Raw genomic sequence first — 14,140 nt, 5'->3', positions numbered from 1 at the left:
AAAATTCACCACGTGTGGCACAATTGAGTACACAAGATATTTGCGCAATAATGACGCTACGCATGCATGTATGCAACCGGAGGAAACTTTGAAAATCGCTATTTTTACCGAAACGTATCCACCGTACATAAATGGCGTCGCAACACAGTCTTACATGCTCAAAAAGATGTATGAAGAGCTTGGGCATGAAGTGCTAGTAGTCACGGTCGGCTCCGAAAAACAGCGCAAAACCAAGCTTGAAGATGGAGTTGTTTACGTTCCGGGAATATTGCTTAAAAAGCTTTACAAATACCGCGTTGCGCTTCCGATTGGTCACATGCGAAAGCAACTTCCTCTTAAATTTAAGCCGGATGTTATTCATATTCAAAACGAATTTGGCATTGGCGAAATCGGCTTGGAAGTAGCAAAAAAAGAGCACATTCCCGTTATTTACACGCTTCACACAGAATACGATAAATTCCTGTTTTACATTGGCTTAAAGCATTTTACTGAGTTCTCTCGCAATATTTCGGCGAAATATTTTATGCGATTCTCGAAAAATGCCACAATTATTACGAGCATGTCTCCTAAAGCACAGGCATATATTGACCGTCAAAAGGTTGATAAAAAAGTGATTGTGCTGAATAACGCTGTGGAATATAAAAAGTTCCTACCAACGCCTGAGCGACTTGCATTCCGCAAAGCTTTCCGCGAAAAATATGGCGTTTCTGACTCTACTAAGCTGTTTGTTTTCGTTGGTAGAATCGGCGCTGAAAAAAATATTTCAGAATTAATTGACAACTTTATGTATTGCGATTTTCCTCGCGAAAAGGCGCGCTTATTTGTTATTGGCGGCGGTCCTGATTTGGAATCGTTGCGCAAGCGCGTGGCAGATAATGGTTTTGACGACAGAATTTGCTTGCTTGGACCTATTGCTCACACGGAAATTCCAAAGTATTTGCACGCAATGGACTACTACACAACCGCTTCACTTTCCGAAATGCACTCACTTTCGATGTTAGAGGCAATGGCTTCCGGTCTGTTTGCGCTTGTAAAGCATGATGTGCCGAATGAGAAGCAGATTATTAGCGGTCAAAACGGGTATCAGTGGGATACTAAGGAAGATTTTAAGGCTGTTTTTAGTAAAGTTTTGAATATGAGTGAGGCTGAGCAGGCTCAGCTTAAGGCGAACGTGCTCGAGTATTCGAAGAATAACGATTTTAAGAGCCAAGCGCTTGAGCTGCTTAAGATTTACAAGCGCGCAATTGAGATGAACAAGGAAAAGCTCGCTGAAAAGAAAGCTAAGCGAGATGCCAGGCGCGCGCGTTTTATGCTGAAAAAGCGCGAGAATACTGAAGCGAAGTCGCAAGAGACGAAAGAGCCGCAAGAGCCGCAAAACTAGATGACTTGCGCGCTCCAAACGCTGGCACGACGACGTGCTTGAGCTCAGCACAACGCGTAGACGGCATAAACTGTACACAGCTGTAAAGTTTTGGTCGTTTTTTAGCGTGCAAACGACTTTTCCTTTACACCGTTGTAAAGTTTTGGTCGGATTTTCTTGCGCTCGCGGCATAAACTTTACACGGCTGCACAGTTTCTGTCGGATTTTCTTGCGCTCGCGGCATAAACTGTACACGGCTGCACAGTTTTGGTCGTTTTTTAGCGTGCAAACGACTTTTCCTTTACACCGTTGCAAAGTTTTGGTCGGATTTTCTTGCGCTCGCGGCATAAACTGTACACGGCTGCACAGTTTTGGTCGTTTTTTAGTGCGTAGACGACCTTTATTTTACACACGCGCACAGTTTCTGCCGTTTTTCGTTACTAGTGCGGATGAGCGACTGCGCGCGCGACGACATGCTTGAGCGCAGCACAGCAAGCGCAGCAACGCGAGCGTTATCCCAGGCAGACGTAGCGTTATCGCAGCGGATCGATTGTTTGCTCAATCTCCTTAGCAGCTTCTTTACCAGCCTTCGGCACATCAACCTCATGCACTCCGGAAATATCGTCAATAGACGCTTCAGAATGCTGCTTTTGCGCTGCCGCAACCTGAGCTGCACTAAATTCCACATACTTGCGCGGCACAACGTACACAGGCCTCGAAGAATGCTGCAACAATCCCTGACTAATCGAGCCAAGCAGCAAACCGGTAAAGCCACCGCGACCGCGAGAACCAACAACCACAAGATCATGATTCAAACTAGCTTGAGTCAAAGCTTCAACAGCAGAACCAGGCACAACAGTTCGATGAATTTGCAAATCCGGCAAACGCTGCAAAATTGGCTTCACGCGCTCCTCAAGATCCTCCATATACGAGCCCATAACAGCGGTATCACCCTCAGCACCTTGCACTCTTGGCACTGCGGAAATAACATCAAGCTCAGCATGCCAGCTATCCGCCAAATCAGCCGCAATTTCAAGAGCTTTAAGTCCCCACTTTGACTCGTCAGAACCAACAGCCACACGCGTAATCGTGTTATTCAAGTGAATACGCTGACCGTCATCGTCAGTGTAAGGCACAACCACAATTGGGCAATACGCATAAGCTGGAAGCGAAGAACTAGTTGTGCCGAGCAAACGCTCTGCCAAGCCACCTTTGCCACGATTACCAATCACAATAAGCTGATAGTTACGAGAAAGCTCCACGAAAACCGAAGAAGGATCGCCCGTAACAATTAGCGTAGTCGCGTCAACACCCTGCTCAAGAGCAACAGCTTTTGCTTTAGATAGAATTTCTTGCGCATCGTGATGAGCTGCATTATCGTCACCAATCGCAGTGTAAGTGGCATCAAAAGAAACAGCAGCATAACTTGGCAACGAATAAGCGCAAACAATTTGCAATTGCAACCCAGCATGCTTTGCGTAATTTGCAGCCCACCAAACCGCTTTATAGCTCGCGTGTGAGCCGTCAACTCCAACCAATACAGCTTTTTCTGGGATCATTGCCAACCTCCTCATACTTGCACTCGCGACAGCAGCGTCACTCGCGCACAACTTGTAAATACTATTGTAGCGTAATTTTAGATTGAGTGTTGGCAGTTTTGCGATATATGACTACAGAAGCCACAGAAGCTACAGAAACTACAGAAACTACAGAACGCGACGAATAGAGTATGAGCCTGGGAACACGTAGCGGATAGGATCGTACTTAGTGCCAGCAAGCTGCGAATTAATTACCATGCCGTTACCAACATAAATAGAAGCATGCTGCGCATTCGCGATAATGTCTCCAGGCTGCGCTTGAGCCAAACTTGGGATTGGAGTTCCGACAGTCGCCTGCGCTCCAGAAGTACGAGGCAAAGAAACACCAACACTAGCAAAAACATACTGCACAAAACCAGAGCAATCCCATCCAGCAGGAGTATTGCCACCGCTGCGATACGGTACTTTGCCTAAGAATTGAGTAGCAAAATTCAAAAGAGAAGCAACAGACTTATCGTCAGGAGGAACTACAGAAGCAAGAGGAACCTGCTCAACACCACTGCGGAAACCAGAACGGCTTGCAGCAGCATTTCCAGCAAAAGCACGGCGTGCCACTTCAGCAGCTTGTTCGCTAGGAGTCTTAGTTTGAGGCACATTCAAGCTTTCTATGCCACCCCAATGAGAATTTGCATCGACATCAGTAGAAGTGGATTCAGTTAAAATATCGCGACGCACATTCGTCACCTTTGGAAATGCGCGCGTAGAAGTGACAGCTGACTCGGAAAGCTCATGCGAAGACTCTGCCATGGCGAATGGCGCCATAACAGTAAGCATTGAAGCTGCTGCGACAGCTGATACAAAAACTGAGAAAATTCTACTTTGTTTTAGCATACTTTTTGCAGTATATCATCGGGGTATTACATACGAAAGAAATTAGCAACGCCAGTAGTAAACAAACTGATTTTAGTAACAAACAAAGCAGCTTTAGTAACAAAGCTTCAGTAATGCGCCTTGATAATTAGCTTTAGTAATGCAGCTTCAGTAATACGCTTTGATAATTCAGCTTCAGCAATGCAGCTTTAGTAATGAATAAACTGATATTGAGAAACTTCCTTAGCGTCAAACTTGCGCGAGAAAGTTCGTCCTTGGTAAGAAGCGCCACATTCAGAAGTTTCAATAGAACCGTCTGAATTAATTTTTTCAACAACTGCAACGTGCCCGTAGAACGGATCAGAACCAGCCTGACCTGAACGGAACACCATAATATCGCCAACGTGACGAGCGGAATTATCTACCCAATAGCCAAGACTGCGCGCAGAATCAGCCCACATATTTCCGTTGCCAAAATGCGAGCCAACAGGCAAACCTAACTGATGGCGGCGAATATACACCCACCACGTGCATTGGCTGAACTCATACGCGTTACCGGTATCCCCAGTTGCGTGATTTGGATTAAAGCCCTTCGGCAAAACGTCAAAGTCTTTATCCATCAACAAAGCAACTTTAGGATTATTCGCAGCAGAACGCGACATTTCCGCAATATTAAAGCCTGAATCAGAACCTAAATTCCACGAATCAGACTTTGAAGATACAGTAGAAAAAGTGCCAGGTTGTACTGAATTAGCAACCTTATTGGCTAAGTTTTCATGCTTCGAATCCGAGCGAGCAGGACTATTTTCATTCGCGCTATTTGCAGCATCAGCAGAGTCCGTATGCGATTTTTTAGCAGCATTCTCAATAGAGTCAACAGCGTTATTAATAGTCGCCATAGGATCAAGCGACTCGCGCTGGCTAGAACGCGAAACAGTTGAAGATGCGTCGCCAACTGCAGTCATAGACGGCTCAAATTCAGAAGCGCGAGCATCAAAACTATTAACCTTAGTTAAAGCCATAGTAGCTGCAACAGTACCAACCATTGCAACAAGAGAAGCCGAAAGTATTAAATTGCGACGACGCTCATTAGCAAGTTTAGACAACCTAAGCGCACGTCTGCTTTGAGGAACAAGCTCCTGCAAACGCTCAGAAACAGCTTCCGGAAGTTCTACAACAGCACCATTGCTAGTAGCAACCGCAGCCAAACGCTCACTAACACGATTAGCTTGAACAGAACGCATACCGCGCACACTATGCGCACCATGAACACCATGCGCTCCATGCTGAGCTACAAACAGCGAAAGCGGCGAATCACCACGCCTCTTTGCTTTTGTGGCACCATGTGCAGCATGTCTCATACTAATCACTTTCTTACGTTAAACGTGGAACGCAGCGCACAAACGCTACACCCCCAACTGACTTTCTTTCAATCTTCTATGTGAAAGGTTACAACGTGGTTAGGATGTAAGAAACACATACAGCCTAAATCCGCTAATTTTCGCGCTTAAGCTGCCATTGTCACACTTAGACTTCGGTAAGTTGTATGGTTGGAAGTATGAAATTTGCACCTATAGTTAATCCTGATGCACGAAAAGCAGCACCAAAACCGCTGCGCGTTGATTTGCGAAAGGTTTTTTCTATAGGAACGATTGCGTGGTTAGTCGCAACAATAATTGCGCTTATCGTTGCGTTATTGCATATTACGACTTGGTTTCCTGTGTTGTTTTGCGCATCGGGAACAATTATTGGCATTCTGCTATTAATTTGGGAACATTTTGACCGATGGGACTACAGGCGCTTAGGAAAATAGTTTATTGCTGATTTGCTGATTTGCTAACTTGCTACTTACTACTTACTTACCTGCTGAATTATTTACTTGCTACTTGCTACTTACTTACCTGCTGCTTATTTACTTGCAATCGGTAGCGCAAAACTTACGGTAGTACCCTGCCCCGGCATACTCCAAAGCGTAATATTTCCGTGGTGCGTAAGTGCCACATGCTTAGCAATTGCAAGCCCTAAACCAACGCCATCCTGGCTTTGACTATTTTGATTATTCGCACGATAGAATCGTTCAAAAATTCGCGACTGATCTTGCAAATCAATGCCAACTCCGCGATCTACAACACGGATCACAACGTATTGACCATCTGTAGATAGCGACGCAGATAGCGAAACCGTAGAATTTTTTGGAGAATACGTAATTGCATTCTCAACTAATTTCCGTACTGCAGCTTGAATTTGCGAAATTTCACCGCGCACGCATAAGCGCGAATCGACTTTTGACACAACACGTACGCAACAATCCTTAGCAAACGCAGCAACTTGATTTTGCACATACGACAAAACATCATTCAAAGAAAATACTTGCGCAGAATCTAGGTCAATAGGATTTTGAGCGCGAACCAGCCACAACAAATCTTCAAGCATGTGCTCAAGTTTCTTAGAAGATTTACCGGCAATTTGCGCAATATCTTTAATTTTTTGCGCAGATACCTGTTCGTTTTGCAAAACTTTCGTAAGCTGAGTTAAGTTGCGAGTAGATTGCATTAACTGCTCAGAAACGTTGGAAATAAAGTCATCGCGAGTTTGCGCAAAACGGTGAGCTGCACTCGTATCCTCAATAATTACAACTACGATACCGCCTCCAATGCTTCCAGCCGTAACAGTAAGCCAATTAGGGCGCGAAACAGTGGTTGACTCTTGAGGATTTGCAGTTATTGACACATAACGCTCAGGGGTCGAAGTAACCAAAGAGAAGCGCTCGAATCCGCCAGAAGCTCGCACGGAATTAACAGCTTGAAGAACGCGAGGCTGGCATAACGAATCATCGCTAACGACACCCAGCAAATAAGCCTCGGAGCTTGCGCGAATTACGTCATTGTTGGCATCAATTACAACAGTTGGCATGTCGAGCATTGCCAAAACTTGGGACGCGTCGTCGCTGATGTCATCACTTGCGTTGTCGCTTGGGTTGTCGCTGATGTCGTCGGTTATGTCGTCGGTTTCGCCATACTTTGCGCCATACTTTGCGCCACGAATATAATTAAACGCTCGCTTAAAAAGACGCAAAACTGTAGAAAACCAATCCGACATCAACACACACAACGAAAGCACAACGCACAACGCAAGCACGCCGAAAGCAACAAATACAACGATCACAACCGCAGAAGAACCTTGAGGCATACTCCTATAATCTCATACTTTGCGCGCTTTTGTAACTATGCAACTAAAAAGCGGCATAAACTTTACACGGCTGTAAAGTAAAGGTCGGCTACGCGCCAAAAAACGACAGAAACTTTACACCGCTGTAAAGTTTCGGTCGGATTAAAGCGAGAAAACGGCAGAAACTTTACGCTCGTGTAAAGAAAAGGTCGTTTGCGCGCGAAAAAACGGCAGTTTCTTTACACCGCTGTAAAGTTTCGGTCGCTTCGTTACCAGCGTCGTCTATAATTACATAGGATGCCTGACTTATAGCGATGTGCAAACTAGGCGTTCGAATAAACTCACAGCACTGAGAAAGGACGCACCATGCGAGTAATTTTCAACGAAGAAATGAAGGCGATTGCTTCAAACCTCGAACGCATGGCAGAACTTGTAGCAAAAGCTATGAACGATGCTGGAAGCGCGCTTTTAAACGCGGATTTGGAAGCTGCTCAAACTGTTATCGATAAAGACGCAGACTTAGACGCCTTAGAAGCAAGCACTATTGACCAATGCTTGACTTTGCTTGCGCGCCAAAACCCAGTTGCAACGGACTTGCGCGAAGTTGTAGCTACAATGCGATTAGCTGCAACGTTTGAACGCATGGGAGATTTAACAAGTCATATCGCTCAAATTACTAGACGAACCTGGCCTGAATCTGCTATTGCGCAAGAAGGACGCGAAACTATTGTTGCAATGGTTGATTTCTTGCGCGAACTGTCAGGCCGCTTAACAACTATGGTTGCAAATCGCGATGTGCAAATGGCGGAAACTATTATTGCTGGCGACGATGCGCTCGACAAATTGCACGAGAAGATTTTTGAGCTGGTAGAAGGCGAAAATTGGAAGGGTACGCGCAGGCAGTTGATTGATGTCGTTCTGCTTAGCCGCTTTATTGAGCGAATTGGGGATCATTGCGTTGCCGTCGCAAGGCAAATTGTGTTTATTGTTTCCGGATTCGATCCGTCCAAGAAGCCGGAGCCAGATAAAGACACGGTTGTAGCGTAAAGCGCATGGATTAAGTAGCGAAAGTAGTTGATTAAAAAAGTAGGTCTGCAAATTAATTGCAAACCTACTTTTATTTTAAAAGCTAACTTAAGCAAACCAAAGCCAGCGAATTAGAATCTCACTTCTGACCCTGAGCAGCCACAGCGGCAGCACCGGCAGCAGCAGCTTCTGGATCCAAATACTCACCGCGAGGCTTGATTGGCTTGAAGTTCTCATCCAACTCGTAAAGCAGAGGAATAGCGGTTGGAATGTTCACCTTGGAAATCTCTTCCTCGCTCAAACCGTCGAGCATCTTAACGATTGCGCGCAAGCTGTTGCCGTGAGCAGCAATCATTACAGTCTTGCCGGACTTAAGCTCTGGAATAATATCCGACTCCCAGTAAGGAGTTACGCGAGTCACAACGTTTGCCAAAGCTTCAGTTTCTGGAACTGGATCACCTGCGTAACGAGGATCATTCGTCTGAGAATACTCATCGTTTGGATCGATCTCAGGAGGTGGAGTTGCGTAAGAACGACGCCAAATCATGAACTTCTCATCGCCATATTCCTGACGAATCTCAGACTTGTTCTTACCTTGCAAAGCACCATAGTGACGCTCGTTCAAACGCCAGCTGCGACGAACTGGAATCCAAAGGCGGTCGGCTGCATCAAGCGCGTAATTCGCGGTGTTGATAGCGCGACGAAGCAAAGAAGTGAACACGATGTCTGGAAGAACGTTCTTCTCTTTAAGAAGCTCGCCACCATGCTTAGCTTCCTCAACACCCTGCTCAGTCAGCGGTACATCAACCCAACCAGTGAACTGATTGGTCTTATTCCATGCGCTCTGACCATGTCGGAGCAATACTAATTTGTATGTCATAATTACCTAGTCTATTCGTTTCGTACGACTACACACATTAACTTTGACTTTGAGTCAACTAGCGAAGTGGCTTCACGAGTGGGAACGTAATCGTCTCGCGAATAGTTGCGCCCGTAAGAGCGATCAGCAAGCGATCAATACCCATTCCCATGCCGCCAGCAGGAGGCATGCCGACGCCGAGAGCCTCAATGAAGTCCTCGTCAATATCCATTGCCTCAACGTCTCCAGCCAAAGCATCCTTAGCTTGAGCAACAAAGCGCTCGCGCTGCACAACAGGATCGTTAAGCTCGGAGTAGCCGGTTGCAAGCTCAAAGCCGCGCACGTACAAATCCCACTTTTCAACCATTCCAGGCTTAGTGCGGTGACCCTTAACAAGCGGGCTGGTCTCCACTGGGAAGTCGCGCACAAACGTTGGCGCGTAAAGCTTATCCTCGTAGAAGTGCTCCCACAAGTGCTCAACCAACTTGCCGTGATTCTCAACTTCGTCGCGCTCAACTCCAAGCTTGTCCGCAATCGCGCCCAAATGCTCAACGGAAGTTTCCGGAGTAATCTCCTCACCTAAAGCCTCAGAAAGCGAGCCGTACATGGTAATCTGCTTCCACTCGCCGCCAAAATCGTACTCTTCGCCATTAAGCAAAGTCACTTTAGTGGAACCGAAAGCGTCAATAGCAGCCTTCTGAATCAGCTCCTTAGTAAGATCGCCAATCGTATCGTAAGTGCCGTAAGCCTGGTAAGCCTCAAGCATTGTAAACTCTGGAGCGTGAGTTGCGTCCACGCCTTCGTTTCTAAAATCGCGGTTGATTTCGAACACGCGGTCGATGCCACCAACCAAGCAGCGCTTCAAGAAAAGTTCAGGCGCAATGCGCAAGTAAAGGTCAATGTCGAAAGCGTTCATGTGAGTTGTGAACGGACGAGCAGCAGCGCCACCGTGAACCGTTTGCAACATTGGAGTTTCGACTTCCAAGAAGTCGTGGGTTTCGAAAGTGCGGCGAAGCGAAGCCACAGCGCGCGAACGCCTGCGAACCATATCGCGAATCTTCTCGTCCGCAATCATGCCAATATAAGGCTTGCGCGTACGAGTGTCGTCGCTTAATTCCTTGTGCAAAGCTGGAAGCGGCTGCAAAGCCTTAGCTGCAATCGCCCACTCGGTTGCGAATACGGAAAGCTCGCCGGTCTTGGAAGAAATCACGCGACCGCGCACGTACAAGTGATCTCCCAAATCCACCATCTGCTTGAAGCTTTTAATGGATTCTTCGCCAATTTCCTTCTTAGAAACCATCGCCTGAATCGTAGTACCGTCACCGGCAGAAAGCTTAACGAAGCACAAGCCGCCAGCGTTACGCAAGAAAAGCACGCGACCTGCAATACCAACCTCGGTATCGGTTTCTTCGCCAGCTTCAAGCTTGCCATCGAACTGCTTACGAACCTGCTCGATAGTATCAGTAACGTTAAGATGCACAGGATAAGGCTGCACGCCCTCCTTAAGCATCATTGCGCGCTTAGCAACGCGCATCTGTACCTGCTCAGGATGAGCTTGTGGACCAAATTCTTTATTGCTTGGGTCGATTGCTTCATCCAGGCTTGCGCCTTCGTTTACGCGCTTGGCGATTGCCTCGTCTTGAGCGAGTAACATTTCGGCATGTTCAACAGTGTCAATTTCATTGACGGTATCTGTTGCTTCGTTTTCTGCTGCATTTTTAGCGGCAGATTCTGCGGCATTTTGCGCTGCAGACATTGCAGTATTGGTGTCAGTCATAAACGCTAATTGTAGCCAGTAGGTAATACAGGTTTTGTACGCGGCTTGCAGTGCTAATTTGTAATATGTTTACACAAAAGCTGTAGCGATAATTTGTAATATGTTTACGAAGGGATTCCGCAGCTTGTACGCAATATGCTTGCGCGAGACTTACTTTGCGCGGCTTGCTTTGCGCGACTTGCACACGCTTTACAATAATTTGTATTAGCCAACCTGTAACATTACGGACGTTGTTGGAACTTTTATGCGCATACGTTTCGCGAGTTTCAGCATCGGGCTGTAGCGCAGTTTGGTAGCGCGCTTCGTTCGGGACGAAGAGGCCGCGGGTTCAAATCCCGCCAGCCCGACTTTTGATTTTTGGCATTATGCCCCCCCTCAACGCACACGCACACGCACACGCAATTTCGACATTTCCTATACACGGCTGTAAAGTTTCTGCCGGATTAAGACGTGAAAACGGCAGTTTCTTTACACGTGCGTAAAGTTTCTGCCGTTTTTTCGCGCGTAACCGACCTTTTCTTTACACTCTCGTAAAGTTTCTGCCGCAATTTGGCGTGAAAGCGGCAGTTTCTTTACATGGCTGTAAAGTTGAAGTCGATTGATTGTGAACAAGCGCAATAGCAAGGGGGCTTTGATGGAGGACGCTGCGCAATTTTATAACGAGCTTGACGAAATGTTCGCGAATCACGCAAGTGCAGACACGATCGAAACGTATCTTTTGCGAAAACTTGCCGAAACGCAGGTAAATTCCGGAATCGCGCAAACCAATCCCCTGCAACTGTCTATTCTCAACGAACTCATGGGCTTTTACCGTTCGCGCGGAGAACACGCAAAAAATCAGCCAATCATCAATCGCGCTCTAAATCTTGCAAACAAAATGCAACTAGCTGGCACCGAAGCTGGCACAACCACGCTAATTAACGCTGCTACTAGCCTCCGCGCGGCTGGCGACTACAATCGCGCAGAAAAAATTTACACTCAGGCTCTTAACGAATCCGCAACGACTCTTGGTGCCAAAAATCGCAAGCTTGCCGCGCTTCACAACAATCTTTCGATGCTTTACAGCGAAACCGGTCGCACGCATGATGCAATTGAGGAGCTCAATCAGGCGCTTGAAATTTTGCAAAATACGAGCACTGATCCTGAGCGCGATATCGATATTGCAGCCACGCACACGAATCTTGCGCTTGCGATTTTGCAGGAGTGTACGAAGGAGTGCACGAAGGAGTGCACGAAGGAGTGCTCGCATCCTAACACCAGCCCGAACAGCAAATCCGCAACTCTTGACTCTGCTTTTGAACATGCTTCGATCAGCGTTCGCATGTACATCGCAGGAAATAACGAAAATCAGCCGCATTACGCTTCTGCTTTGGCTGGTTTTGCGCAAGTGCAGTGCGCGCGCGGCGAGTACGCTCAGGCGGAGGAAAGTTATAGTAAAGCGCTTGATTTGATTGCAAGATGCTACGGAAAAGATAGCGAATCTTACGCGATTACGTCGGAAAATTTGCAGCAGACGCGCGAGTTGGCAGAAAAAGTTACGGAAGAATCTATAGAAATTCAAGAATCAGCAACCCAACAAACAGAAACCCAACACGCAGCAAACAATAACCCAGCAACTCAAAACATAAAAACCGGCATGCAATTAGCGCAATCATATTGGCAAACTTACGGAAAAGCACTACTCGATCAGCCAAAATTCGCGAAATACAAAAATCGCATTGCAGCCGGATTAGTTGGTCACGGCTCGGAATGTTACGGTTTTGACGACAAGATTTCGCGCGATCACGATTTTGGACCAGGCTTCTGCTTGTGGCTTACTGACGAAGATTACGCGGAAATCGGCGCGGATTTGCAAAACGCTTACGACGCACTTCCGCAGAGATACGCCGGTTTTGGATCCCGCAAAGAAACGCCGCGCGCAAAATCATGCGAAATCAGCAAACGCGTCGGAGTATTTCACATAAGCGAATTTTTCGAAAATCTAACCAGCTTCCCCACTGCTCCAAGCCAAAACGAGCCGCACTTATGGCTATCATTAAGCGAGTCAACGCTTGCAGCAGCGACGAATGGCAAAATTTTCGCGGATCCTCTTGGCGAGTTCTCAAAAGCGCGCCAAAGCTTCAAACTCATGCCGGACGACGTGCGAATCTCACTAATCTCCAGAAGACTTGGCATGATTTCGCAAGCCGGCCAATACAATTTCCCACGCATGATCGCGCGAAAAGACGCTTCCGCAGCATGGCTTTCTATCAACGAATTCGTGCGCGCGACCGCTTCACTCGTTTTTCTGCTCAACAATCCTGTAACCGCAGGCTACTTGCCTTACTACAAGTGGCAGTTTGCAGCATTGCGCAAGCTCAGCAATCGCATGGCATCTAGGCTTCCGGAAGTATGCAGCAAACTTGAGTCGGTAATGCGACTTTCTTCCGCTGCATGCTTTGGTGGCGACGGTTCCGGCGGAGACGGTTTTGGCGAAGGCGGCAAAGGAGCTGGACTTGCGCAAAAGCAAGTTACGCAAATAATTGACAGCATTTGCGAGGATATTGTGCGAGAGTTGCAATATCAAGGCTTAAGCGATTGCGACGAAACTTTTTTGGAATGGCAGCGGCCGTACATTGAAGCGCATATTCACTCGCGCGCAGCATGTTTGAGGAGCTTATGATGTGCGATTTATCAGTAAATCAAAAAGCGCAAAATACGGAAGAAGAAAATACGAAAACGCAAAATCCGAAAGCAGAAAAGCCGAAAACGCAAAAACTTGCGGAAGAAATCACCCAACTCGAGTGGGATCAGTTCCAGCTTACAGAAAACGAAGGCGGACGCGCGAATTGCCAAGGAAACTGGCCAACTTTTCGCATTATGCGCATGAGTCAGTTTTTGGCGTGGCCGCTGGATTTGCAGGAGTCTTATAAGCAGGATCTTGAGCGTGCAAACAGCGACGGCGGCAATTTGATTACGGAAAAGTATGCGCGAATGATGGAGTCTACTGCGCCGGAAATTTTTGAGCGCACGATTAAGCCTTATATTAAGCCGATTTTGGAGCCTAGAAAAAGCGCGCAGGAGCAGATTATTTTAACGCAAGTTGAGTGGGCTGCGGATTTTCGCGAGCGCTACCCGAATTTGGGTTTTGCGATGCGCGTACTTAAAACTAGCGAGGATACAGCAGAAAATACGTCTTTTGAAACGTATTTGCGAGGCGAATTAAGCACGTATTCTGACGCAACTTTCGCTAAATACCAGCGTTTTGTACATAACTTGCGCGCGGAAAATCTAAATCTTACGCAAATGATTATTGCGAATACTGTGCACATGTATGGATACGATTCGCTCGAAGCGGCCGAGCTTGCTTAGGGTTGAAAGTCCAGTGGACTTTCAACGCAAGCGAGGTCTGCCTTCGTTTCTAATAACGAAGGCAGTGCTGATTCTGTCTGTTTTCAGACACGCGTGCAGTACGATTTCTGCGCTAGAGCCTCTTAATTGCGTTCTTCGGACACGCGTGCAGATTCCATACTGCGCTAGTGTCCCTAATCGGCAGTTTTAAG

11 protein-coding genes and 1 tRNA gene are annotated in these 14,140 nt (G+C 46.9%); 6 read left to right on the top strand and 6 right to left on the bottom strand.

Translation table 11 applies throughout. From position 1 onward, the window contains the following. Positions 1-88 precede the first annotated feature (88 nt). Positions 89-1,381, top strand: coding sequence for a glycosyltransferase (locus ACJV2T_RS01810; protein WP_472850114.1), 1,293 nt, complete (start codon positions 89-91; stop codon positions 1,379-1,381). Between the two features lie 512 nt (positions 1,382-1,893). Here ACJV2T_RS01810 and ACJV2T_RS01805 read toward each other — a convergent pair. The 3 genes from ACJV2T_RS01805 to ACJV2T_RS01795 all read right to left on the bottom strand — a co-directional run bounded on the left by ACJV2T_RS01805 (position 1,894) and on the right by ACJV2T_RS01795 (position 5,129). Continuing rightward, entirely contained in the window at positions 1,894-2,919 is a 1,026-nt protein-coding gene (locus tag ACJV2T_RS01805; RefSeq protein ID WP_004105206.1) for a universal stress protein, read from the bottom strand. Positions 2,920-3,066: 147 nt separating this feature from the next. Continuing rightward, complete coding sequence (locus ACJV2T_RS01800; RefSeq protein WP_419398967.1) at positions 3,067-3,789, bottom strand: C40 family peptidase; 723 nt, start codon at positions 3,787-3,789, stop codon at positions 3,067-3,069. A gap of 188 nt (positions 3,790-3,977) precedes the next feature. Next, positions 3,978-5,129, bottom strand: a complete 1,152-nt coding sequence (locus ACJV2T_RS01795) for a CHAP domain-containing protein (protein WP_419398966.1) — start codon at positions 5,127-5,129, stop codon at positions 3,978-3,980. Between the two features lie 185 nt (positions 5,130-5,314). On the opposite strand from ACJV2T_RS01795, the gene ACJV2T_RS01790 reads away from it, so the two are divergent. Continuing rightward, complete coding sequence (locus tag ACJV2T_RS01790) at positions 5,315-5,581, top strand: DUF2530 domain-containing protein (protein ID WP_415687357.1); 267 nt, start codon at positions 5,315-5,317, stop codon at positions 5,579-5,581. A 95-nt stretch (positions 5,582-5,676) separates the two neighbouring features. Here ACJV2T_RS01790 and ACJV2T_RS01785 read toward each other — a convergent pair whose 3' ends face one another. Then, a complete protein-coding gene (locus ACJV2T_RS01785) occupies positions 5,677-6,957 on the bottom strand; it encodes a sensor histidine kinase (protein WP_419398965.1) in 1,281 nt (426 codons plus the stop codon). Between the two features lie 345 nt (positions 6,958-7,302). Here ACJV2T_RS01785 and phoU point away from each other — a divergent pair, with 345 nt between their 5' ends. Next, a complete protein-coding gene (gene phoU, locus ACJV2T_RS01780) occupies positions 7,303-7,983 on the top strand; it encodes a phosphate signaling complex protein PhoU (RefSeq protein WP_415683369.1) in 681 nt (226 codons plus the stop codon). 118 nt (positions 7,984-8,101) lie between these two features. Here the strand turns inward: phoU and ACJV2T_RS01775 are convergent, their stop codons facing one another. Further along, positions 8,102-8,842, bottom strand: a complete 741-nt coding sequence (locus tag ACJV2T_RS01775; protein ID WP_004128801.1) for a phosphoglyceromutase — start codon at positions 8,840-8,842, stop codon at positions 8,102-8,104. A 58-nt stretch (positions 8,843-8,900) separates the two neighbouring features. Next, on the bottom strand, positions 8,901-10,598 hold the full coding sequence (lysS, locus tag ACJV2T_RS01770; protein WP_415683368.1) for a lysine--tRNA ligase: 1,698 nt from the start codon (positions 10,596-10,598) through the stop codon (positions 8,901-8,903). Between the two features lie 273 nt (positions 10,599-10,871). Between lysS and ACJV2T_RS01765 the strand changes: the two genes are divergently transcribed. From ACJV2T_RS01765 to ACJV2T_RS01755, 3 genes are all read left to right on the top strand, one after another. Next, positions 10,872-10,945, top strand: a tRNA-Pro gene (locus ACJV2T_RS01765). Positions 10,946-11,232: 287 nt separating this feature from the next. Further along, on the top strand, positions 11,233-13,260 hold the full coding sequence (locus ACJV2T_RS01760) for a DUF4037 domain-containing protein (RefSeq protein WP_419398964.1): 2,028 nt from the start codon (positions 11,233-11,235) through the stop codon (positions 13,258-13,260). Next, on the top strand, positions 13,260-13,949 hold the full coding sequence (locus ACJV2T_RS01755) for a DUF4125 family protein (RefSeq protein ID WP_419398963.1): 690 nt from the start codon (positions 13,260-13,262) through the stop codon (positions 13,947-13,949). The genes ACJV2T_RS01760 and ACJV2T_RS01755 overlap by 1 nt, the downstream gene beginning before the upstream one ends. The last annotated feature ends 191 nt before the right edge of the window (positions 13,950-14,140 follow it).

The organism is Gardnerella phocaeensis (genome assembly GCF_048545075.1).
GTDB lineage: Bacteria > Actinomycetota > Actinomycetes > Actinomycetales > Bifidobacteriaceae > Bifidobacterium > Bifidobacterium vaginale_J.
Note: the sequence above shows the minus strand (reverse complement) of the source record. Positions and strands in the feature narration are given on the sequence as shown.